At 42.8% G+C, this 22,023-nt stretch carries 21 protein-coding genes and 2 tRNA genes; 21 read left to right on the top strand and 2 right to left on the bottom strand.

Annotation, left to right across the window (positions count from 1 at the left end; translation table 11 throughout):
• The first annotated feature begins 35 nt into the window (after positions 1 to 35).
• The 3 genes from CTN07_RS17895 (at position 36) to CTN07_RS17905 (ending at position 1,856) form a co-directional block, all read left to right on the top strand.
• A tRNA-Gly gene (locus CTN07_RS17895) sits at positions 36 to 126 on the top strand.
• A 35-nt stretch (positions 127 to 161) separates the two neighbouring features.
• Positions 162 to 252 (top strand) — tRNA-Gly (locus CTN07_RS17900).
• A 1,019-nt stretch (positions 253 to 1,271) separates the two neighbouring features.
• Positions 1,272 to 1,856, top strand: a complete 585-nt coding sequence (locus CTN07_RS17905; RefSeq protein WP_157132369.1) for a hypothetical protein — start codon at positions 1,272 to 1,274, stop codon at positions 1,854 to 1,856.
• Positions 1,857 to 1,879: 23 nt separating this feature from the next.
• On the opposite strand, the gene queG is transcribed toward CTN07_RS17905, so the two are convergent.
• Positions 1,880 to 3,013, bottom strand: coding sequence for a tRNA epoxyqueuosine(34) reductase QueG (queG, locus tag CTN07_RS17910; RefSeq protein WP_036764514.1), 1,134 nt, complete (start codon positions 3,011 to 3,013; stop codon positions 1,880 to 1,882).
• Positions 3,014 to 3,467: 454 nt separating this feature from the next.
• Between queG and tsaE the strand changes: the two genes are divergently transcribed.
• The 11 genes from tsaE (at position 3,468) to motX (ending at position 15,108) form a co-directional block, all read left to right on the top strand.
• Positions 3,468 to 3,932 carry a tRNA (adenosine(37)-N6)-threonylcarbamoyltransferase complex ATPase subunit type 1 TsaE gene (gene tsaE, locus CTN07_RS17915; protein WP_036764512.1) on the top strand — a complete coding sequence of 155 codons (465 nt, stop codon included), beginning with the start codon at positions 3,468 to 3,470 and terminating at the stop codon, positions 3,930 to 3,932.
• A 5-nt stretch (positions 3,933 to 3,937) separates the two neighbouring features.
• Positions 3,938 to 5,671 carry an N-acetylmuramoyl-L-alanine amidase gene (locus tag CTN07_RS17920; protein WP_005301660.1) on the top strand — a complete coding sequence of 578 codons (1,734 nt, stop codon included), beginning with the start codon at positions 3,938 to 3,940 and terminating at the stop codon, positions 5,669 to 5,671.
• Positions 5,672 to 5,673: 2 nt separating this feature from the next.
• Entirely contained in the window at positions 5,674 to 7,737 is a 2,064-nt protein-coding gene (gene mutL / locus CTN07_RS17925) for a DNA mismatch repair endonuclease MutL (protein ID WP_107183736.1), read from the top strand.
• A gap of 3 nt (positions 7,738 to 7,740) precedes the next feature.
• On the top strand, positions 7,741 to 8,676 hold the full coding sequence (gene miaA, locus CTN07_RS17930) for a tRNA (adenosine(37)-N6)-dimethylallyltransferase MiaA (RefSeq protein WP_005301655.1): 936 nt from the start codon (positions 7,741 to 7,743) through the stop codon (positions 8,674 to 8,676).
• A gap of 86 nt (positions 8,677 to 8,762) precedes the next feature.
• Entirely contained in the window at positions 8,763 to 9,026 is a 264-nt protein-coding gene (gene hfq / locus CTN07_RS17935; protein ID WP_036764510.1) for an RNA chaperone Hfq, read from the top strand.
• 26 nt (positions 9,027 to 9,052) lie between these two features.
• On the top strand, positions 9,053 to 10,342 hold the full coding sequence (gene hflX / locus CTN07_RS17940; protein ID WP_005301649.1) for a ribosome rescue GTPase HflX: 1,290 nt from the start codon (positions 9,053 to 9,055) through the stop codon (positions 10,340 to 10,342).
• A gap of 53 nt (positions 10,343 to 10,395) precedes the next feature.
• A complete protein-coding gene (gene hflK, locus CTN07_RS17945; protein ID WP_036764508.1) occupies positions 10,396 to 11,559 on the top strand; it encodes an FtsH protease activity modulator HflK in 1,164 nt (387 codons plus the stop codon).
• A gap of 2 nt (positions 11,560 to 11,561) precedes the next feature.
• Positions 11,562 to 12,572 (top strand): protease modulator HflC, encoded by a 1,011-nt coding sequence (gene hflC, locus CTN07_RS17950; RefSeq protein WP_005301641.1) that lies wholly within the window; start codon positions 11,562 to 11,564, stop codon positions 12,570 to 12,572.
• Between the two features lie 87 nt (positions 12,573 to 12,659).
• Complete coding sequence (locus tag CTN07_RS17955; protein ID WP_167543631.1) at positions 12,660 to 12,854, top strand: DUF2065 domain-containing protein; 195 nt, start codon at positions 12,660 to 12,662, stop codon at positions 12,852 to 12,854.
• 116 nt (positions 12,855 to 12,970) lie between these two features.
• Positions 12,971 to 14,287, top strand: a complete 1,317-nt coding sequence (locus CTN07_RS17960; protein WP_005301639.1) for an adenylosuccinate synthase — start codon at positions 12,971 to 12,973, stop codon at positions 14,285 to 14,287.
• 191 nt (positions 14,288 to 14,478) lie between these two features.
• Positions 14,479 to 15,108: a flagellar protein MotX gene (gene motX / locus CTN07_RS17965; RefSeq protein WP_005301637.1), complete on the top strand. Its 630-nt coding sequence runs from the start codon at positions 14,479 to 14,481 to the stop codon at positions 15,106 to 15,108.
• A 63-nt stretch (positions 15,109 to 15,171) separates the two neighbouring features.
• Here motX and hmpA read toward each other — a convergent pair whose 3' ends face one another.
• A complete protein-coding gene (hmpA, locus tag CTN07_RS17970) occupies positions 15,172 to 16,359 on the bottom strand; it encodes an NO-inducible flavohemoprotein (RefSeq protein ID WP_005301634.1) in 1,188 nt (395 codons plus the stop codon).
• Between the two features lie 105 nt (positions 16,360 to 16,464).
• On the opposite strand from hmpA, the gene nsrR reads away from it, so the two are divergent.
• From nsrR to rplI, 7 genes are all read left to right on the top strand, one after another.
• Positions 16,465 to 16,893 carry a nitric oxide-sensing transcriptional repressor NsrR gene (gene nsrR, locus CTN07_RS17975; RefSeq protein WP_036764504.1) on the top strand — a complete coding sequence of 143 codons (429 nt, stop codon included), beginning with the start codon at positions 16,465 to 16,467 and terminating at the stop codon, positions 16,891 to 16,893.
• 136 nt (positions 16,894 to 17,029) lie between these two features.
• The gene (gene rnr, locus CTN07_RS17980; protein ID WP_005301632.1) at positions 17,030 to 19,615 is read left to right on the top strand and encodes a ribonuclease R; all 2,586 of its coding nucleotides are present in this window, start codon (positions 17,030 to 17,032) and stop codon (positions 19,613 to 19,615) included.
• 3 nt (positions 19,616 to 19,618) lie between these two features.
• A complete protein-coding gene (gene rlmB, locus CTN07_RS17985; protein ID WP_005301629.1) occupies positions 19,619 to 20,362 on the top strand; it encodes a 23S rRNA (guanosine(2251)-2'-O)-methyltransferase RlmB in 744 nt (247 codons plus the stop codon).
• Between the two features lie 222 nt (positions 20,363 to 20,584).
• Positions 20,585 to 20,971 carry a 30S ribosomal protein S6 gene (gene rpsF / locus CTN07_RS17990; protein WP_005301625.1) on the top strand — a complete coding sequence of 129 codons (387 nt, stop codon included), beginning with the start codon at positions 20,585 to 20,587 and terminating at the stop codon, positions 20,969 to 20,971.
• Positions 20,972 to 20,978: 7 nt separating this feature from the next.
• Entirely contained in the window at positions 20,979 to 21,281 is a 303-nt protein-coding gene (gene priB / locus CTN07_RS17995) for a primosomal replication protein N (RefSeq protein WP_036764502.1), read from the top strand.
• Positions 21,282 to 21,296: 15 nt separating this feature from the next.
• A complete protein-coding gene (gene rpsR, locus CTN07_RS18000; RefSeq protein ID WP_002539422.1) occupies positions 21,297 to 21,524 on the top strand; it encodes a 30S ribosomal protein S18 in 228 nt (75 codons plus the stop codon).
• Positions 21,525 to 21,562: 38 nt separating this feature from the next.
• Positions 21,563 to 22,015, top strand: coding sequence for a 50S ribosomal protein L9 (gene rplI / locus CTN07_RS18005; protein ID WP_005301592.1), 453 nt, complete (start codon positions 21,563 to 21,565; stop codon positions 22,013 to 22,015).
• The last annotated feature ends 8 nt before the right edge of the window (positions 22,016 to 22,023 follow it).

Consider the following 22,023-nt stretch of genomic DNA (forward strand, 5'->3'; position numbering starts at 1 on the left):
AATTAAAGGTTCTCATTGTACCTAACAGTGAAATTGCGACACTAGCTCAGTTGGTAGAGCGCAACCTTGCCAAGGTTGAGGTCACGCCTAGTTCCTCGAAGATCAGGAACCTCGTGTGTCGCTCCAAATTAAAGGTTCTCATTGTACCTAACAGTGAAATTGCGACACTAGCTCAGTTGGTAGAGCGCAACCTTGCCAAGGTTGAGGTCACGCCTAGTTCCTCGAAGATCAGGAACCTCGTGTGTCGCTCCAATTTAAGTTATCATCGAACTTATCGGTGAACGTATACTGTGAAGTATTCGTCTCATGTAGTATTCCTAAGGTTCTCGTATGACCGGTTCGCTTAGTGTATTACCTCAAGTGCGCTTGCAATAAGCAAGGCCCATATTAGAAGCCAATCGCTTCAGCTATCCTTAATAACTTGATCAAGCAGCCTTTATCGGTTGTTTTTTGCGTCTTGTTTTTTCGGTATTGATACTAGGACAGGCTGTTAAGTATTGAGTGGATTGGCTATCCATACGCTCTTTTCCCAATGTAGTCATAGTTATTTAGCCCTTTAATAAAGGTTGCTAAATGGATTTAACTATTTCTTTATTTTAGACCAGGAAAACCTGTTAATAAGTTAGGTATAACATTGCCTTGTTAGCAGAAGATAAAAAAAATCATAGATGGTTTAACAGCTTTATCCACATTAGTAATATTGTGGGTAACTCAGTTGATTAGATGTGGCGCCTAGGTGTGCATAAATTTTTTTAGTCCGAAGTCTGAATGTTTTTCCTTATTTTATCCAAAGAATTATTCACAGGGTAAGTGTATGTAAAATATGGTAAATATTATAGTTTGCTATAAGTTATATACAGCTTGATCAATATATTTTGCTTTGGGATAACCCTCTGTATCTTTTTATTCACACCCTGTGTTTAAAGTTTTGATCCTTCCCTCAAAATTCCTACTATAAGAACTTTTTCCACACTATTAACTGCATTATTTGTCCTCATTTACTTATCCACATATCAAGTCATCAACAGCATTCTTCTACTGGTGCTTAGTCTTTGTGGCGGCTGTTCTCTGATTTTGGTTTAACCCCTCAATGCTATATAGAGCAATAGAGGCTTAATTAATCTTGGCAAAGTGGATTAGTCTCTCTTCCCCTCCTTTCTTGATGTGATCATTACTGTTGAGTAATAGTGTTTTAAAACTTGGCTAGATTGTTTATTAGAAAGAAGTGGTTAAACTTATCGGTAAAGTCGAAATGCGTTTACTAGGAGATCATGATGACAAATCATCACCACAATCATTGCTGCGGTCACCATGGCCACGATAACCACGACCATAACTGCTCAGTGTCCTTGCAGTTAGGGCAAGTTGTGGAGCAACATCCATTCCAGTTTGATGATGGTGCTATGATAGAACTATGTCGTCGTGATTTAGGTAATGAGATTTTTATTGGCCTTGGGGGATTAACTCGTGCTGAGATTGAAACTCTAACTACCGCACCGGTTGAACTAGGCTTATTGGCAACAGAAGCTGGCGGATGCCTTATTGTGGTTAAAATTGGTGATATTGTATTAGATGTTCAGTTTAATGCTGCTGCTATTCCTGATGAGCACTATCAAGCAGAGATCAACTCACAAGTAACCTTGTTGGCTCTTGATACTCACACTAAGGAGCTTAAGGTAAAACGTGATATTGAGTTAACCAATGAGTTGGTGGCTCAATTAACTCGTCTTACCGCTCGTCAGCGAACTGAAGAGACCAATCAGATTAATGCTGAAAATGCCCACTTACTTAATACGCTGACACCAGAGCAATTAGCAGAAAAGATAACTTTGGTTGAGTTAGCTAACCACAAATAAATATATATTCTACTTCTAAAGGCTTACGCATCCCGTGGTAAGCCTTTTTCTATAATCCGAACTAAACGCTGCGCTTTATTGGAAATCACCGTTATTGAGTTTTCATCCCTTCTCTTTTTTTGTTGCCCAATGGCCCAATTAAGATGAATGTCCAAGGTTTCATCAAGGCCAAGACATTCTTCTAAGGCAATTAATATGGCTTCTTGATAAGGGGCGTTACCCATAGCGATACTGATATTACGTAGCCATTGGATATGACCAATACGACGAATTGCTGAACCTTCTGTATTTTTTAGGAAGGTTTTTTCATCCCAGCTAAATAAAGTGAGTAAATCTTGCTGAGCTAAAGTTGGTCGACAGTGATAGTCAGTTTCTTCTGTGATTTCACCATGACGACTGTGAGGGCAAACCAGTTGACAATCATCACAGCCGTATATGCGATTACCCATTAAAGGACGAAACTCTTCAGGGATCACGCCACTGTATTCAATCGTTAAGTACGAAATACAGCGACGGGCATCGATTACCCCTTCTTCAACAATGGCTCCGGTAGGGCAGCTGGTCATACAGGCCACGCATTTACCACATTGATTTTCTAGAGCTTCATCCACAGGTAGTGGCAAATCAATAAGAAGCTCTCCAAGGAAGAACCAAGAGCCAGCATCTTGATTTAATATTAGTGAGTGCTTTCCTGTCCAGCCTAATCCAGCCTTTTGCGCGAGAGGGCGCTCCAAGATCGGTGCTGAATCTACAAAAGGACGATAGCCAAATGGACCGACAACAGCCTCAATTTTTTGTCCTAGTTGCTTTAATCGATTTCTGACTAATTTATGGTAATCACGACCAAGGGCATAACGGCTAATATAACCTTTTTCAGGTGCTTTTAATGTTTGAGCAAATCCTGCTTCTGGCGGTAAATAATTCATGCGAACACTGATGACTCGCACTGTTCCTGGATGGAGTTCATCAGGTCTTGCTCGCATCATGCCATGTCGTGCCATCCAATCCATATCGCCGTGATAACCCGCATCAAGCCACCGCTGTAATTGTGCTTCATGTTGAGATAGATCCACATCGCAAATACCGACTTGTTGGAATCCTAATTCTTTACCCCATTGTTTGATATCGAGGCTGAGTTGGTTGAGATCTATAGTCATAACAGAATCACAGGTTACAGAGAAAGGGGCGAAGTTTATCACAAAATAGATAGAGTCTGGATATGACAAATTGAACCAAAAAATTTAGTCAGAGTGCTTTATTAAGCTATTTTCCCTTGTTTTTATTATTGATTTCTTCTGGCAACTTAAGCCGTAATTTATCTAAAATATGACATAGTGAACTGACAAAGTTTTGTCATTGATGGTGCAAACCTCTGGAATAATAGAGGGAATTTCTGCCAATTTGGGCGGTAATTCTAATTTGGAATCTATCGGTGTTTTCGTATTTTGTGTTGGCATTGTTTGACGGATTTTGTATAAACATTCACCTCATTAAAAAAATCATCGTATAATCAACAATTGCTGTTCAATTTGATGGTTTGACAGCTTAAATATGATGAATGAGTGATTTTAATTAACTCAAGTACAATACGAACAGAATAGTACGGTAACCATGAAAACATTTGAACGAATTCTTGCAGATGAACAATCGACTGTTGAGTTAGGTCTGCAACTAGCAACTGCCTGCTCACAGCAAACTACTATTTATCTTCATGGTGATCTTGGCGCCGGTAAAACCACTTTTAGTCGAGGCTTTATTCGTTCTCTCGGACATCAAGGTAATGTGAAAAGTCCAACATATACCTTGGTTGAACCGTATGATCTTGCGCCTTGGCAGGTATACCATTTTGATCTATACCGTCTTGCCGATCCTGAAGAATTAGAATTTATGGGTATTCGTGATTATTTTTCTAATGATGCGATCTGTTTGGTTGAATGGCCTGAAAAAGGTACGGGTTTATTACCACAACCAGATCTGGAATTAGAAATGTTGTATCACGGTGAGCAACGTAAAGTGATCATAACCGCTCAGTCTGAATATGGTGAGCAGTTACTATCACGCTTGGAGAAGTGTTAACTAGGATGGCGTTACGGAGTTATTTAAACCTACTGATCGTTGGGGCGAGTTTAGTCAGTTCAAGTGTTTGGGCTAACGAGCTCAAAGGAGTGCGTGTATGGCCTGCTCCGGATGAAACTCGAGTTGTATTAGACATGCAAGATAAGCCAGTCTATTCAACATTTACTCTAACTAAACCTGATCGTCTGGTCGTCGATTTAAAGACGACGAGTAAAGATACTAAACTTCCTGTGGTGGTAAAAAATAGTGAGATTTTAAGCCAGATCCGCAGCAGTAATGCGCCTAAAAAAGGCGATTTTCGTTTGGTTTTTGAAATTAAAGACGATGTTAAGCCCAATATTTTTGCGCTAGCTCCGACCCCAGGTGGTCGCTATGGACATCGCTTAGTGTTGGATCTGCCACACCCTGGTGGTGAATCAAATTTGGTCGTGGATAAGTCAAAATCAACCCCGGCAACTTCTCAGGCTACGGCTCATATGCCAAAAAGTATGGGAAAAATCGTGATTGCCATTGATGCCGGCCACGGCGGTGAAGATCCTGGTTCGATTGGTCCACATCGTAAGTATGAAAAAAATGTCACCCTTGCGATTGCCAAAAAGCTGGCTGCTAAGCTGAATTCAACATCTGGTATGGAAGCGGTAATGACTCGCCGTGGAGATTACTATGTTGGGTTAAGTAAGCGCTCTGAAATTGCACGTAAGAATAAAGCACTATTGTTAGTGTCTATTCACGCCGATGCATTTACAAATCCAAGACCGCGTGGAGCATCGGTTTGGGTTCTTAACAACCGTCGAGCAAACACTGAAATTGGTCGTTGGTTGGAGCAGAGTGAAAAGCAATCTGAGCTGTTAGGTGGCGGTGATGTTTTATCGGGTAATTCTCAAGATAAATACTTAAGCCGTGCAGTATTAGACCTGCAATTTAGCCACTCGCAAAAAGAAGGGTATGACGTTGCAGAGAGCGTATTACATCAATTGCGTCGAGTCACTCGTTTACATAAGAGCCAGCCTCAGCATGCGAGCCTTGCGGTATTGAAATCTCCTGATATTCCATCTCTGTTGGTGGAAACTGGATTTATTTCAAACCCAACTGAAGAGCGCTTGCTAACTTCACCTGCACATCAAGCCAAAATTGCTGATGCGGTTTATCGCGGTATTGTTGATTACTTTAAAGCCAACCCACCACAAGGAACGATGTTCGCTTCTCGTGGTTCAACGGTTAAGCATAAAGTAACGTCAGGACAAACATTAAGTGGTATTGCGAACCGTTATGGTGTGTCGATGGCAACGATTCGCTCAGCTAATAATCTGAAATCAAATTCAGTCAATATTGGTCAAGTCTTAGTGATTCCAAGGGGAGGAAACGTAGTAAGTACTCCCTCACAAAAATCAGTAGCGACTAAAACTGCTGCCATTTCATCGTCATCAACATCAACGAAAGTGATTTATCATACGGTAAAACGCGGTGAATACTTAGGTCAGTTAGCAGAAAAATACGGCACAACTATGAGCCGTATTCGTTCGCTCAATAAACTTAAGTCCGATAATGTTATGTTGGGGCAAAAACTGAAAATTGAGGTTAAAGCACCGAAACAGATCACTCATAAAGTGCAACGTGGTGAATTTTTAAGTAAAATTGCTTCTAAGTACGGGGTCAGTATTGCTAGTATCCGTAATGCGAACAAATTACGATCTGATAAACTAGCTGTAGGTCAGACACTCATTATACCAAGAAGTTAATTATGCCCATTCAAATTTTACCTGCGCGTCTTGCTAACCAAATTGCTGCAGGTGAAGTGGTAGAACGACCAGCTTCTGTTGTTAAGGAGCTGGTTGAAAACAGTCTTGATGCCGGCGCTACCCGAATTGATATTGATATTGATAAAGGTGGCAGCCGGACTATTCGTATTCGCGATAATGGCAAAGGTATTCCTAAAGATGAGTTAGGACTTGCTCTTAGCCGTCATGCAACGTCCAAAATTTCCTCTCTTGATGATCTCGAAGCCATTATGAGCTTAGGCTTTCGTGGTGAGGCCCTAGCCAGTATTAGCTCTGTGGCTCGTCTAACTTTAACTTCCCGTACTGCTGAACAAGAAGAAGCTTGGTCTGCTTATGCTGAAGGGCGAGATATGGCGGTACAACTGAAACCAGCCGCTCATCCTGTTGGTACTACGGTTGAAGTGCTAGATCTATTTTTTAATCCCCCTGCCCGCCGTAAGTTTCTTCGAGCAGAAAAAACCGAATTTGCCCATATTGATGAGCTCATTAAACGAATCGCTCTAAGCCGGTTCGATGTGAATATTACTTTGCGTCATAACGGTAAGGTTATTCGTCAATATCGAGTAGCACAAACTCAAGCGCAAAAGGAACGTCGGCTAGCAACCGCTTGTGGTCAAGGTTTTTTACAACATGCTTTAGTGGTTGAACTCACCCATGGCGATCTGAAATTATCTGGTTGGATTTGCAGCTCATCAGGTGCGCGCAGCCAAAACGATATTCAATATTGCTATGTAAACGGCCGAATGATGAAAGATAAACTTATCAATCATGCGATTCGCCAAGCTTATGAGAGCAGTTTAGCGCCAGAGCAATATGCAGCTTATGTTTTATTTATCGATCTCAATCCTCACGATGTTGATGTAAACGTTCATCCAGCAAAACATGAAGTGCGTTTTCATCAAGCTCGTCTTGTTCATGACTTTATCTATCAGGGTATTCAAAGTGCCTTGCAGCAAAGTGATGATTTTATCGAGATACAGTCACCTCAGCGTCTAAGTGCAAAAGCTAATATTGATAGTGAATACTCACATCATGCTGTACCAGACGCAACCTATCAAGCGATAGAGCAAACGCCTGATTACCCAAATAAACAACCTGCTAAACAGTGGCGAGAGCAGACACATTACGAGACAGGTTCAACTAAAACAGCTCGTGAAATATCTAATCACTCCCAGCCACCAAGTGACTATCGCTCAGAGAAGCAAGGTGCCATCATAAATACGCCTTCACGCCACTACGGAACGACAAACTATCGAGCTGAAGGTGGTCCGAGTCCTGCTGAAGTGGCGGCATATCAACGTTTAATTCAAACACCAGACGCGGTTGAAGAGCGAGCATTAGATACGACGTTTAATGACGCTCATATGAATTCACCAACAGTAACTGAATCGAATGTATGGCAAGAGTATGCTCCAAGTATGCCCGAGCCAATTCGTCAGCATTCAAGTGTAAGTTCTGAGGTTGAAGGGTTAGGTAAGGCATTGGTTATTGTTGAAAAACAGTATCTAGTTGTCAGCCGAAATCAAAATCTTGCTCTATTATCATTAGAGGTGGCTCAAAATTTAAGAATTCAAGGACAACTGAAGTTAGCGCAGAGCGAAGGGTTGAAACCACAGCCACTATTAATACCGCATTCAATCCCTGTTAGCCCTGAGTTGTTAGAATCGGCTCAGCAGCATCAAGCGTTATTACAGAAGTTAGGAATTCAATTAAAAGCAAAAGGAAAGCAATCTCTTATTATCATGTCAGTTTGTATGCCTTTGCGGCAGCAAAACTTACAACAATTGATCCCAAATTTGTTAACCTACTTAGGGTCCATTGCTGAAGATCCAACTCAGCAGGGGTGGGATAAGTTATTAGATTGGTTTGCGCAACAATGTGTGGTTGCTCAAGAGCAATATTCACTGTCGCAAGCTATTCAATTAGTGACTGAACTAGAGCAGCTTTGGGGAGCCCAATTAACCGACCATTATGATCGATTATTGCGTTCCGTTGATCTGCATACAGCCATAGAAGCATTTAAGTAGAATATGAGTAAGCCATTACCACAGGCCATTTTTTTAATGGGGCCAACAGCATCAGGCAAAACAGATTTAGCGATCCGTTTGCGCCAAGAGTTACCTGTAGAGTTGATTAGTGTCGACTCTGCCCTTATCTATAAGGGGATGGATATCGGAACGGCAAAGCCCGATGCTCATGAGCTGGCCCTTGCGCCTCATCGACTTATTGATATTCGTGATCCAGCGCAAAGTTATTCAGCTGCAGACTTTCGTGCTGATGCACTTAAAGAAATGGCTGATATAGTTGCAGCAGGGCGCATACCTTTATTGGTGGGCGGAACCATGCTGTATTACAAAGCCTTGTTAGAAGGTCTTTCTCCATTGCCGGCGGCAGATCCTGAGATCCGTGCTGGTATTGAACAAGAAGCAAAAGAGAAAGGCTGGCAAGCTTTGCATGAGGAATTAGTGCGAATCGACCCAGTATCAGGGGCTAGGATTCATCCTAATGATCCACAACGATTGTCTCGTGCATTGGAAGTTTTCCGTATTTCCGGCAAAACTTTAACTGAGTTAACGAAAACTCAAGGTGATGCTTTACCATATAAAGTTCACCAATTTGCAATCGCTCCCAAGGATAGGACTGTTCTGCATCAACGAATTGAGCTGCGTTTTGAGAAAATGATGGCAGCTGGCTTTGAACAAGAGGTTAAAGCGCTTTATGAGCGTGGTGATCTTCATCCTGATCTGCCATCAATCCGTTGTGTAGGTTATCGTCAGATGTGGGATTATTTGGACGGTCATTGCGATCAAGATGAAGCGGTCTTCCGTGGTATCTGCGCGACCCGTCAATTAGCGAAGCGTCAAATCACCTGGCTAAGAAGTTGGAAAGATTTGACGTGGTTGGATAGCGGGGATGTGGATACATCGTTACAAACCGTCACAAACTCAGTAAGATATGACGGTTAATAAAGGTGTATACTCAGAACTGTTTTGCGTATTTTAGTTTTTGTTCGTTGCTAACTACAACTACAAACCAATAAGGAAAAGAAATAATGGCTAAGGGGCAATCTCTGCAAGACCCGTTTTTAAATGCGCTGCGTCGTGAAAGAATTCCGGTGTCTATTTATCTGGTTAACGGTATCAAACTACAAGGCCAAATCGAATCGTTTGATCAGTTTGTGATCCTACTTAAAAACACTGTAAACCAGATGGTTTATAAACACGCAATTTCAACAGTTGTACCTGCTCGTCCGGTGAATCATCACCACGCAGCAACAGGCACAGCTGAGCGTCCTCAAGAAAAAATTGAAGAGTAATATTCTTCAATTAAGGAGTTGATAGCTTGTTTGACCGTTATGAAGCCGGTGAGCAGGCCGTACTTGTTCATGTCAACTTCACGCAAGAAGGGGAATGGGAAGACTTACGTGAATTTGAAATGTTGGTCTCTTCGGCGGGAGTCAATTCGCTACGTGTAGTAACAGGTAGTCGAAAAACTCCCCACCCTAAATATTATGTGGGGGAAGGTAAGGCTTTAGAAATTGCAGATGCAGTTCGCGCTGTTGATGCTGATATTGTGATTTTTAATCACGCCTTATCTCCTGCACAAGAACGTAACCTTGAGCAATTGTGCCAATGTCGAGTAGTTGATCGTACCGGGTTAATTCTTGATATTTTTGCCCAGCGAGCACGTACCCATGAAGGTAAGTTGCAAGTTGAATTAGCTCAGTTACGTCATCTGTCTACTCGATTAATTCGTGGCTGGACTCACCTTGAGCGTCAAAAAGGTGGTATCGGTCTACGAGGTCCAGGTGAAACCCAGCTGGAAACCGATAGACGTTTATTGCGTGAGCGTATTAAAGCCATCTTACGTCGTTTAGACAAAGTGGCAAAACAGCGAGAGCAGGGCCGACGTGCGAGAAATCGAGCTGAAATCCCAACAATCTCATTAGTTGGTTACACCAACGCGGGTAAGTCTACGTTGTTTAACCGTATTACTGATGCTGGCGTTTACGCTGCCGATCAGTTATTCGCAACTCTAGATCCTACCTTGCGTAAAGTTGAAGTCGCAGATGTCGGTACGGCAATATTAGCTGACACTGTAGGTTTTATTCGTCATTTACCCCATGATTTGGTCGCGGCTTTTAAAGCAACACTAAAAGAGACTCAAGAAGCAGATTTATTGCTTCATGTTGTAGATGCTAGTGATGATCGCTTCCGTGAAAATATTGATGCTGTTGAAAGTGTCTTAGAAGAAATTGAAGCTCACGAAGTCCCATCATTATTGGTGATGAATAAAATCGATAATCTAGAAGGTGCCAAACCGCGTATTGAGCGTGATGACGATGGCGTTCCACGTCGAGTTTGGGTTTCTGCTATGGAAGGTATCGGGTTAGACCTGTTGTTCCAAGCATTAACTGAGCGTCTTTCTGGGACCATGGTAAAACACACACTACGTTTACCACCTGAGTTGATCGGGCGTTATCGTAGTAAGTTTTATCAATTAGGTTGTATCTTGCGAGAAGAATATGAGTCGGACGGCTGTTTGACCATAGATATCCGCATACAGTTGGCCGATTGGTCACGGTTACAAAAAAGAGAAAGTACTTCGTTAGATGACTTTATCGTTGCTTAATGGATTGCTAAAGTAATAAAACTGTCGTCATATCATACTGATGGAGTTCTATAATGGCGTGGAATGAGCCTGGCAATAACGGCGACCGCGACAATGATCCTTGGGGAAATAACAATAAAAATCGTGGTGGTCGCGATCAAGGACCACCAGATTTAGATGAAGTTTTCTCAAAGCTCAGTCGTAAGGTTGGCGGAATTTTAGGGAATAACAAAGGGTCTTCTTCTGGCGGCGGAGCCGTTGGTTTAGGAGCCGTTGCAGTATTAGCTGCTGCAGTTTGGGGTTTCTCTGGTTTTTATACCATCGGGGAAGCGGAACAAGGTGTGGTATTACGATTTGGTAAGTTTGACCAAATTGTAAAACCAGGTTTGAACTGGAAACCAACTTTTATTGATGAAGTGATTCCAGTAAACGTACAAGCGATTCGTTCGCTACGTGCATCAGGCCTAATGCTCACTAAAGACGAAAACGTACTGAAAGTTGAAATGGATGTTCAGTATCGTGTCGATAATGCTGAAAAGTATTTATTTAGTGTAACTAATGCCGATGATAGCTTACGTCAAGCAACTGATTCTGCACTACGTGCTGTTATTGGTGACTCAACAATGGATGAGGCACTAACAACTGGCCGTCAGGCAATTCGAGCTGATACCCAAGAGGCGATTGATAAGATCATTGCTAAATATAATATGGGTATCCGTGTTGTTGATGTGAACTTCCAGTCTGCTCGTCCACCGGAAGCGGTAAAAGATGCATTTGATGATGCTATTGCTGCCCGTGAGGATGAGGAGCGTTATGTTCGTGAAGCCGAAGCTTACAGCAATGATATCTTGCCAAAAGCAATTGGTCGTGCAGAGCGTATTAAGAACGAAGCCGAAGGTTATTCTGAGCGTGTTGTTAATGGTGCGCTAGGTGATGTAGCTCAGTTTGATAAGCTATTACCTGAATACCTAAAAGCAAAAGAAGTGACACGTGAGCGTTTGTATCTCGATACCATGGAACGTGTGTACAGCAATACAAGTAAAGTGTTAATTGACACTAAATCAAATGGTAACTTGCTGTATTTACCGCTTGATAAAATGATCAATCAAGCACCTAAAGCGAAGGCTCCTGAAACTGACAGTCAAAGTTTCAGTGGTATCGAGTTAGAGAAAGTTGAACCACAAACTCCAGTGACTCCTGTACCTCGTACAGAAACTGGTCGTCAGGGGAGATATTAATTATGCGTAAGTTAATGATCCCAGTTGTGGTGATTTTTATTGCTCTATTGCTGATGTCTGTCTTCGTTGTTAAGGAAGGCGAGCGTGGTATCGTGGTTCGTTTCGGTCGAATTATCAAAGATAACAATACTGAAGTGGCTCAGGTCTACGCACCAGGTTTGCATTTTAAAGTGCCTGTGTTTGATCGTGTTCATATGTTAGATGCACGTATTCAAACTATGGACGATCAAGCAGACCGTTTCCTTACTGCAGAGAAAAAAGACGTTATTATCGATACTTATGTTAAGTGGCGTATCCAAAACTTTGGTCAGTACTACTTAGCAACGGGTGGCGGTAATATTTCAACGGCTGAAGCGCTACTAAAGCGTAAAGTGGTTGATAGTCTTCGCGCAGAAATCGGTGCTAAAGAGATCAAGCAAATTGTCTCTGGTAAAGACAGTGCGCAGCCAAAAGCTGCGAAAACTGATGATGCTAACGATCAACAGACTCAAATTGCTGAAGAGATTGTTAAAGGTCTACTGCCTGAAAATGATGTTAAAGAAGTAGAAGGTCAGCGTGATCAAATCATGGCCGATGTACTAAGTGAAACTCGTGATAGTGCGAAAGATCTTGGTATTGAAGTGGTGGATTTCCGTATTAAGAAAATCAACCTACCAGATGAAATCAGCGAATCTATCTACCGTCGTATGCGAGCAGAACGTGAGTCGGTTGCGCGTAGTTACCGTTCTCAAGGTCGTCAGCGTGCAGAAGAGCTACGTGCTCGTGCTGAACTAAAAGTAGCGACTATCTTAGCTGAAGCAAACCGTAAAGCTCAGGTTTTACGCGGTGATGCAGATGCTCAAGCAGCCGATACTTATGCTGAAGCGTATACGAAGAACCCTGAATTCTTTAGTTTCTGGCGTTCATTAAAGGCTTATGAGAAGAGCTTCAATTCGAAGAATGACGTACTGGTTATCGACCCTGATACAGAGTTCTTCCGTTACATGAACCAAGCAAATCCAAAAGCGAATTAAGTAAAGGCTTGGCTCTGATAACGAGCTCTTTATAATAGGAAGACAAGGTCTTGTGGCCTTGTCTTTTTTTATTCTGAGTAAAAAATTATGGCAAATTCAATTTGGTTGGCTATCGGGCTAGTCTTAGTCTTTGAAGGTTTGGGGCCACTGCTTGCTCCTCGTGGCTGGCGTGACATGGTTGGCCAATTAAGTCAGCAAAGTGATAACACATTACGCCGTATTGGTGGCTGTTTGGTGGTTGCTGGTGTAGTGATAGCCTATATGATGTATTCCTCACTCTAGTATTTCGTAATTTGCGCATTGGATTTGGCCGTTTTGGTCTAAATGGTCAAAAAATGACTGCAAGGCGTGAGTTAAGGTGCTAGAATTCTTTTTTAACTACTGATAGACGAAGAAAGATGGCAAACAATGTAGTCGTTTTAGGCACCCAATGGGGTGACGAGGGTAAAGGTAAGATCGTAGATCTACTAACAGAAGATGCAAAGTATGTGGTTCGCTACCAAGGCGGTCACAACGCAGGTCATACTCTAGTGATCGACGGTGAGAAAACTGTTCTTCACCTAATCCCATCAGGTATCCTACGTGACAACGTTAAATGCATCATCGGTAACGGTGTTGTACTTTCTCCAGATGCACTAATGAAAGAAATGGGCCCGCTAGAAGAGCGTGGTATTCCAGTTCGTGAGCGTCTATTCCTGTCAGAAGCTTGTCCACTAATTCTTCCTTACCACATTGCGCTAGACCAAGCTCGTGAAATTGCTCGCGGTAAAAAAGCTATCGGTACAACTGGCCGTGGTATCGGTCCTGCTTACGAAGATAAAGTTGCACGTCGCGGTCTTCGTGTTGGCGATCTATTCAATAAAGAAGCATTTGCTGAGAAGCTAAAAGAAGTTATGGCTTACCACAACTTCCAGCTTGAGCATTACTACAATGCTGAGCCTGTAAGCTACGAAGAAGTGCTAGAAGGTGTGATGGCACAAGCTGACATCCTAACTTCAATGGTTATTGACGTAACTAAAGAGCTTGATGACGCTCGTCTACGTGGCGACAAGATCATGTTCGAAGGTGCGCAAGGTACTCTACTTGATATCGACCACGGTACTTACCCGTACGTAACTTCTTCTAACACTACAGCTGGTGGTGTTGCTGCAGGTTCTGGTTTCGGTCCTCGTCACCTTGGTTATATCCTAGGTATTGCGAAAGCTTACTGTACTCGCGTTGGTGCAGGTCCTTTCCCAACTGAACTATACGATGGTCTAGAAAAGCAAGATCCTATCGGTAAACACCTAGGTACTGTTGGCCATGAGTTTGGTGCAACAACAGGTCGTCTACGTCGTACAGGTTGGTTCGATGCTGTGGCTATGCGTCGTGCAGTACAAATCAACTCTATCTCTGGTTTCTGTCTAACTAAGCTAGACGTACTAGATGGTCTAGAAGAACTTAAGATCTGTACTGGTTACAAGACTAAGACTGGTGAGATCCTAGAAGTATCTCCAATGGCTGCAGACGAGTACGAAGATCTAGAGCTAATCTACGAAACAATGCCGGGTTGGAGCGAGAAGACTTTCGGTGTTAAAACACTAGAAGAGCTTCCTCAAACAGCACTAGATTACATTGCACGTATCGAAGAGCTAACAGGCGTTCCTGTAGATATCATCTCAACAGGTCCTGACCGTAACGAAACTATCATCAAAGTTCACCCATACGGCGAATAATTGATCTAGTTCGTAGCTGAAAAATGCTTAAATCGAAAGCCAGCCTTAGTGCTGGCTTTTTGTTATCTAAAATATATAAACCGTTGCAATTTAAGATGTGATCTTGAGGCAGAAAATTGACCGAGCCAAGGTCTAAAGTTCGGCGGTTATTGGTCGATACTTAATTATCGCAATAATAATGAGAGCTAATAATGAAGCCTGCCGTAAAGTTATGGCTGTTAAGTGCCGCTATCATACCTATTTGGGGTTGGTCTCAAGGGGTTGGCGATGCTGTGCCTGTTTATTCAGACTCTCAATTGATCCATCTTTTTGAAACCAATAGTCAGTTAGCACAGGTAAAAGCTGATGATTGCCAATTGGTCCAAGATATTATAGCTAGAGCAAGACGTGTTCAGTCTCCCGCTTACCAGTTTCTTTATGGTGATATGTTAGCTTGGGGAGTCTGTGTGCCCAAAGATGCGGAAACTGGGCTCTACTATATGAAGAAAGCGGCAAATCAGGGCTTACCAGCAGCACTTGAGCAATTAGGTCGTTATTACGCAACAGGTACTTTGGTTCAACAAGACAGAGATCGAGCGATCTTGTATCTTCGTGAAGCGGCTGCAATGGGAAATATTGCAGCAAGAATTCGGCTAGCCGAACTGTTACTTAAAGATTATGGCAGCCCATTGGATTATGAAGACGCATATCGGTGGCTCTATTTCAGTGTGACCGACAACCGAAATCAACATCAGCGTATTACTCAGCTACGTCGTCGACTAGAGCATCAAATGCCCGCTAATATTATCGCCAGAGCCAAGCGAGAAGAGCTGCTTTGGTAGATCAAAAAAACCTCCGTAAATGGAGGTTTTCTCTTTTAGGCTATTGGCAACAATGTAAAGTGATTAGATCACTTTATGAGGACCAAAGCATTCATAATGTAGACGGTCTTGCTCAACACCCATCGCCATAAGTTGTTTGGCAACGTGTTGCATGAATCCAACTGGGCCACAGAAATAAAACTGCATATCTTTATCTTTAGTCAATTCTGCTGCTAATTGAGTCAGATCTATCAAGCCCACATAATCATAATCTTCACTTAATACATCATCGGCTTGTGGTTCTTGATACCAAGTAGTTGGCTTAATTTGAGCATTTTTTAGTGCTAATTGCTTGATGTGATCTTTAAAGGCGTGATGACGACCATTGTGCGCAGCGTGGAGCCAATAAACGGATTGATCGTGTTGTTGTAGAGTTTCTAGCATGGCAAGTGTTGGCGTTAAACCGACACCTGCAGAAATAAGAGTCACAGGAGCCGTTGGGTTCTCTTCCAAGAAAAAGTCACCCGCAGGCGCAGCCAATAGTACTTTATCACCCTCAACTAAGCTATCATGAAGATAACTTGATACTAAACCACCATCTTCACGCTTAACCGAGATTCGGTATGTATTTGGCTGGGGTGCGCTTGATAAGCTGTATTGACGAATTTCTTGGAACTCGAACTGCTCAGGCTTTAAGTAAACACCTAAATATTGACCTGGTTTAAATGCTGCAACCGGTTGGCCATCCGTTGGTTTAAATGTGAAGCTCGTAATGACATCACTTTCTTGGCGCTTTTCAACGAGTTCAAATTCGCGAGTACCGCGCCAGCCACCTTGCTTTGCTTCATTTTCTTGGTAAATATCTTCTTCACGAGTAATAAAAATATTAGCCAATACGCCATAAGCTTCGGCCCAAGCGTCTAAAACTTCCTGCCCAGGGGATAGCAATTCATCAATAGTGGCCAATAAATGATGACCAACAATTTGATATTGCTCTGCTGTTATCATAAAACTGGTGTGTTTATGAGCAATTTTTTCAACTGCAGGTAATAGAGCTTCAAGATTTTCAATGTTAGTCGCATAGGCACAAATTGCATTAAATAATGCTTCTCGTTGCGCACCATTTCGTTGGTGACTTAAATTGAAAATATCTTTAAGTTCAGGGTTATGCTGAAACATACGCTGATAAAAATGGGCAGTTAAGGCAGGACCTGTCTCTGCAATTACCGGCGTTGTTGCTTTAACAATATCGATAGTTTGTTGGCTAATCATTACTTCTTTCTCTAACTTGTATTTATAATATATGTTATATGTTGTATCTGATAGGTATCTTTTAGTCAAGAACAAGATTAAAATATTGCAAAGGAGGAGTTATTTGTGCAGTTAACAAGTTTTACCGATTATGGCCTAAGAGCCTTGATATATCTGGCAACTTTACCTCAAGGTGAGTTGACCAGTATTACTAAAGTAACCGAAACCTATAATGTTTCACGAAATCATATGGTCAAAATTATTAATAAACTTGGCCAATTAGGATACGTTGAAACTGTTCGAGGTAAAAATGGCGGAATTCGCTTAGGTATGGCTGCTGAAAGCATTGTACTGGGTGATGTAGTTCGTGCCATTGAACCGCTGCAAATTGTTAATTGTAGCGATGAGTTTTGTCATATTACGCCAGCATGTCGTTTGAAGAATGTGCTAGCGGACGCGCGCGCAGTATTTTTGGCTGAGTTGGATAAACATACGTTGGCCTCATTAGTTGATGATAATCCACCACTGCGCATTTTATTGAATCATATTGACTAACAGTCTGTTTTTACTGAACTTATAACTTCTCAGTAAATAATATTTAGTGGAGCTTGTCACGATAGTGAACTGGCTCCCATCTTTCACCTATCGGCGCAATATACTTAAGGTATGTTAGGGCCAACAGGATCAACATATGTCTACAGGTACAACCGATTTACCGGTCGACCCATTTCGCGATCGCGAAGCAACTAACTATGAAAATCCGATTCCAAGTCGCGAGATGCTACTTGAAGTGATTCGAGGCTTTGATACGCCAATCAGTCGTGATCAGTTGTTTGCGGAATTGAAATTGGAAGGGGATGACCAATACGAAGGATTACGCCGTCGCTTACGTGCGATGGAGCGTGATGGTCAATTAATTTTTACTCGTCGTCAGTGTTATGCACTGCCTGAACGTCTGGATCTGATCAAAGGTTACGTCATGGGTCACCGTGATGGTTTTGGCTTTGTTCGTCCAGAAGGCAACATGTCAAAAGACGACGATTTACTGCTGCCTGTTCATCAGATGCGCGGTGTGATCCACGGTGATTACATTTTAGCTCAAGTGGCAGGTGTCGATAAACGTGGTCGCAAAGAAGGTCGCGTAGTTCGAGTATTAAAACCAACAACGGCTCAAATTGTTGGTCGCTTCTTTATTGAAGATGGCATGGGTTATGTGGTGCCAGATGATTCACGTATTGCGCAAGATATCGTGATTCCACAAGCCGATCGCTTAGGTGCCCGTATGGGTAATGTGGTGGTGGTTGAAATCACCCAACGAGCGACTCGTCAGTACAACGCTGTAGGTAAAGTGGTGGAAGTCCTTGGTGAAAATATGGCACCAGGTATGGAAATTGAAATCGCGTTACGCACCCATGATATTCCTCATGAATGGCCAGCCGATGTTGAAAAACAGATCAAAGACTTAACCGAAGAAGTGCCAGAAGAGGCGAAGCAAGGTCGAGTTGATTTGCGTCAGTTGCCATTGGTTACCATTGATGGTGAAGATGCGCGCGACTTTGACGATGCTGTCTTTTGTGAGAAGAAAAAATCAGGCGGCTGGCGTCTTTGGGTTGCCATTGCTGATGTGAGCTACTACGTTCGCCACGATTCTGCTTTAGATAAAGAGGCGGTTAAACGTGGTAACTCGGTTTACTTCCCATCACAAGTTATTCCGATGCTACCTGAAGTGCTATCAAATGGCCTGTGTTCACTTAACCCGCAAGTGGATCGCTTGTGTATGGTGTGCGAGATGACCATTTCCGATACGGGTAAATTATCTGGTTATAAGCACTACGAAGCGGTAATGAATTCGCATGCCCGTTTAACGTACACCAAAGTAAGCAAAATGCTTGAAGGTGATGAAGAGTTGCGTGAACGTTATGCGCCACTAGTTCCTCATCTTGAAGAGCTTTATAGCATGTATAAAGTGCTAAAAGAGGCTCGTGAAGCACGTGGCGCAATTGAATTTGAAACGGTAGAAACGCAGTTCATTTTCAATGCAGATCGTAAAATTGATCGTATTGTGCCTGCAGTGCGTAATGATGCGCATAAGATTATCGAAGAATGTATGATCTTAGCCAATATCGCATCGGCTCGTTTTGTTGAAAAAGCCAAAGAGCCTGCTCTGTATCGTGTGCACGATGTTCCAGGTGAAGAGCGCTTAACAGGATTTCGAGACTTCTTAGGTGAGCTAGGTCTTCAGCTTGATGGTGGTTTTGAGCCAGCACCTGCTGATTACGCGAAATTGGCACACCAAATCGAAGGCCGTGAAGATAAAGAATTGATTCAAACCATGCTGCTACGCTCAATGAAGCAAGCGGTTTATCAAGCCGATAATATTGGTCACTTTGGTTTGGCTCTTAAGCAGTATGCTCACTTTACTTCACCAATCCGTCGTTATCCCGATTTAACCTTGCACCGTGCAATTAAATATCTAATCGCTAAGCAGGAAGGTCGTAATCAAGATCGTTGGACACCAACAGGCGGTTATCACTACTCATTTGATGATATCGATGTGCTAGGTGAGCAGTGCTCTATGACTGAGCGCCGCGCTGATGATGCGACCCGCGATGTTGCCGATTGGTTGAAATGTGAATACATGCAAGACCACCTAGGCGATGAGTTCGATGGTGTGATTGCCAACGTGACAGGCTTTGGTTTCTTTGTTCGTCTTAACGAGCTAAATATTGATGGTTTGGTGCATGTTAGTAATTTAGCGAATGATTACTATCAATATGACCCGATTGGCCAACGCTTAATTGGTGAAAGTTCAGGTCAAATCTACCGCTTAGGTGACTCTGTCAAAGTAAAAGTGGCTGCAATTAATCTAAATGATCGTCAAATTGACTTTGATTTGGTTGGCAGTAAACGTAAAGTACGCGGCGAAGGCAAAACGGCGAAAAACCGTGATAAGAAACAGCGCATGCGTAAAGCTGAAGGCCTAAAACGTCAAAGTTTGAAGGTTTATCGTGTTGAGGATGGGGCGGCAGTCGTAGATCCTGCTAAGCAAGAACAACAGCAAGCAGAGAAAAAGAAAGATTGCCGTTCAACTCGCCAGAAGCTAAAACAAGGTGCTATTCCAAAATTTGAGGATGATAAAGCACCAAAAGGTCGCGGCAAAGGCGGCAAGAAGAAAGCATCAACCGATACCAAGGCTAAAGCAAAGCCATCGACGGCAGCACGTAAAAAGAAAAAGCAGCGTGCTGGTAAAGCGGAACGAGCAGCAAAGAAGAAATAATCCATGAGTAATGAAATGATTTTCGGCATTCACGCCGTTAAAGCAGTATTAGCATCAGATCCTTCCCGTTTTATCGAAGTATTTGTGCTAAAAGGTCGTCAAGATGAGCGTCTACTGCCAATTCTAAACGAACTTCAAATGCTGGGTGTAACCATGCAGCAAGCGGGTCGTAAGGCATTGGATGACAAAGTTCATGGGGCAAACCATCAAGGTATTGTCGCTCGCGTTCGTCCTGGTAAGCAGTTCAATGAAAACGACTTAGATGCGATTTTAGCGGGTAAAGAAAATCCATTACTGCTGATTCTTGATGGTGTAACCGATCCTCATAACTTAGGTGCTTGTCTACGAAATGCAGATGCAGCCGGTGCGGTAGCGATTATTGTGCCAAAAGACCGCTCTGCTCAGTTAACAGCTACAGCAAGTAAAGTTGCTTGTGGTGCCGCAGAAGTGGTGCCTTTGGTTCGAGTGACAAACCTTGCTCGTACTATGCGTTATCTGCAAGAAGAGAAAAATATCTGGATTGTGGGCACCGCAGGTGAAGCGACTCACGATATTTACCAGACTAAGTTAACCGGTCCGCTTGCTATTGTAATGGGAGCAGAAGGTGAAGGTATGCGTCGTCTAACTCGTGAAACGTGCGATGATCTTATTAAGATCCCAATGGCCGGTTCTGTATCGAGTTTGAACGTATCTGTTGCTAGCGGCATCTGTCTGTTTGAGGCAGTACGTCAGCGTATCGAGCGCTAATCTTAGAAACATTCTTTGTTTAACTCTATGATAGAAAAGCCTAAGGAGGTAATGCTCTTTAGGCTTTTTGTTTTTGTCTCGCCAACAAGAAAATTTGCTTGCTAAGATTGTCCAATCTCTGTACTATCCTGCCTCTAAATTCTCGGTTCTTTTTTTCGTTCCTTGCTTCCCCAGGATAACCGAGCCGACAAGGGAAGCTGAATAATCCGTAAGGAGCAACCAATGCGTCATTACGAAATCGTATTCATGGTGCACCCTGATCAAAGCGAGCAAGTTGCTGGCATGATCGAGCGTTACACTGCTGCTATCAAAGATTCTGGTGGTCAGATTCACCGTCTAGAAGATTGGGGTCGTCGTCAAATGGCTTACCCAATCAACAAACTGCACAAAGCACACTACGTTCTAATGAACGTTGAAGCTGAGCAGGCTGTTATTGACGAGCTTGAGTCAAACTTCCGCTTCAACGACGCAGTGATCCGTAACATGATCATGCGTACTAAAGGCGCTATCACTGAGCCATCTCCAATGATGAAGGCTAAAGAAGAGCGTTTCACTAAGCGTGAAGAGCGTGCAGAAGCACAATCTGAAGGCGAAGCAGCTGCTGAGTAATTTATAAATGACCAATCGTCTGGAGTTAGTTGGTACTATTGCCAAACAACCCAAGCGAAGCCAATCTCCTGCGGGAATACCTCATTGTCACTTTGTGCTTGAGCATCGCTCGATACAACAGGAAGCCGGCTTACCACGCCAAGTATATTGTTATATTAACGTGGTAGTCAGCGGCAAAGGTCAACAAGTACTCACTCAAGATTTAGCTATCGGTAGTCATATTAAGGTAGGAGGTTTTATCTCTTATCAAACCGGCCGTAATGGCATTGGTAAATTAGTATTACATGCCGATCACATTGACATAATTTAGATCAGGAGATAGCCCATGGCTCGTTTCTTCCGTCGTCGTAAATTCTGCCGTTTCACTGCAGAAGGCGTACAAGAGATTGACTACAAAGACGTAGCAACTCTAAAAAACTACATCACTGAAGCTGGTAAAATCGTTCCTAGCCGTATCACTGGTACTCGCGCTAAATACCAGCGTCAGCTAGCTCGCGCTATCAAGCGTTCTCGTTACCTAGCACTTCTACCATACACTGACAAGCATCAGTAATCGGTAGTAGTTTTTAGACTTTTATAGAGGACAAGATAATGCAAGTTATTCTACTTGATAAAATCGCTAACCTAGGTGGCCTTGGCGACCAAGTTAACGTAAAAGCTGGCTACGCTCGTAACTTCCTTATCCCACAAGCTAAGGCAGTAATGGCAACTAAAGCTAACGTTGAAATGTTCGAAGCACGTCGTGCAGAGCTAGAAGCTAAAGTTGCTGAGCAACAAGCTGCTGCTCAAGCTCGCGCTGAAGCACTAAACGCACTAGAAGCTGTAGTTATCGCTTCTAAAGCTGGTGACGAAGGTAAACTATTCGGTTCTATCGGTACTCGTGACATCGCTGACGCTGTAACTGCAGCTGGCGTTGCACTAGTTAAGAGCGAAGTACGTCTACCTGAAGGTGCACTACGCACTACTGGCGAATTCGAAGTTAGCATCCAGCTAAACTCTGATGTATTCGCAACTGTTAAACTAAACGTTGTTGCTGCAGAGTAATCGCTTTT

Origin of the sequence: Photobacterium damselae (genome assembly GCF_003026815.1) — a bacterium.
Taxonomy (GTDB): Bacteria; Pseudomonadota; Gammaproteobacteria; order Enterobacterales; family Vibrionaceae; genus Photobacterium; species Photobacterium damselae.

Bases quoted from the DNA above. Each gene is read 5' to 3' on its own strand.
- CTN07_RS17905 (WP_157132369.1), top strand. From the start codon at position 1,272: ATGATGACAAATCATCACCACAATCATTGCTGCGGTCACCATGGCCAC.
- queG (WP_036764514.1), bottom strand. From the start codon at position 3,013: ATGACTATAGATCTCAACCAACTCAGCCTCGATATCAAACAATGGGGT.
- tsaE (WP_036764512.1), top strand. From the start codon at position 3,468: ATGAAAACATTTGAACGAATTCTTGCAGATGAACAATCGACTGTTGAG.
- CTN07_RS17920 (WP_005301660.1), top strand. From the start codon at position 3,938: ATGGCGTTACGGAGTTATTTAAACCTACTGATCGTTGGGGCGAGTTTA.
- mutL (WP_107183736.1), top strand. From the start codon at position 5,674: ATGCCCATTCAAATTTTACCTGCGCGTCTTGCTAACCAAATTGCTGCA.
- miaA (WP_005301655.1), top strand. From the start codon at position 7,741: ATGAGTAAGCCATTACCACAGGCCATTTTTTTAATGGGGCCAACAGCA.
- hfq (WP_036764510.1), top strand. From the start codon at position 8,763: ATGGCTAAGGGGCAATCTCTGCAAGACCCGTTTTTAAATGCGCTGCGT.
- hflK (WP_036764508.1), top strand. From the start codon at position 10,396: ATGGCGTGGAATGAGCCTGGCAATAACGGCGACCGCGACAATGATCCT.
- hflC (WP_005301641.1), top strand. From the start codon at position 11,562: ATGCGTAAGTTAATGATCCCAGTTGTGGTGATTTTTATTGCTCTATTG.
- CTN07_RS17955 (WP_167543631.1), top strand. From the start codon at position 12,660: ATGGCAAATTCAATTTGGTTGGCTATCGGGCTAGTCTTAGTCTTTGAA.
- CTN07_RS17960 (WP_005301639.1), top strand. From the start codon at position 12,971: ATGGCAAACAATGTAGTCGTTTTAGGCACCCAATGGGGTGACGAGGGT.
- motX (WP_005301637.1), top strand. From the start codon at position 14,479: ATGAAGCCTGCCGTAAAGTTATGGCTGTTAAGTGCCGCTATCATACCT.
- hmpA (WP_005301634.1), bottom strand. From the start codon at position 16,359: ATGATTAGCCAACAAACTATCGATATTGTTAAAGCAACAACGCCGGTA.
- rnr (WP_005301632.1), top strand. From the start codon at position 17,030: ATGTCTACAGGTACAACCGATTTACCGGTCGACCCATTTCGCGATCGC.
- rlmB (WP_005301629.1), top strand. From the start codon at position 19,619: ATGAGTAATGAAATGATTTTCGGCATTCACGCCGTTAAAGCAGTATTA.
- rpsF (WP_005301625.1), top strand. From the start codon at position 20,585: ATGCGTCATTACGAAATCGTATTCATGGTGCACCCTGATCAAAGCGAG.
- priB (WP_036764502.1), top strand. From the start codon at position 20,979: ATGACCAATCGTCTGGAGTTAGTTGGTACTATTGCCAAACAACCCAAG.
- rpsR (WP_002539422.1), top strand. From the start codon at position 21,297: ATGGCTCGTTTCTTCCGTCGTCGTAAATTCTGCCGTTTCACTGCAGAA.
- rplI (WP_005301592.1), top strand. From the start codon at position 21,563: ATGCAAGTTATTCTACTTGATAAAATCGCTAACCTAGGTGGCCTTGGC.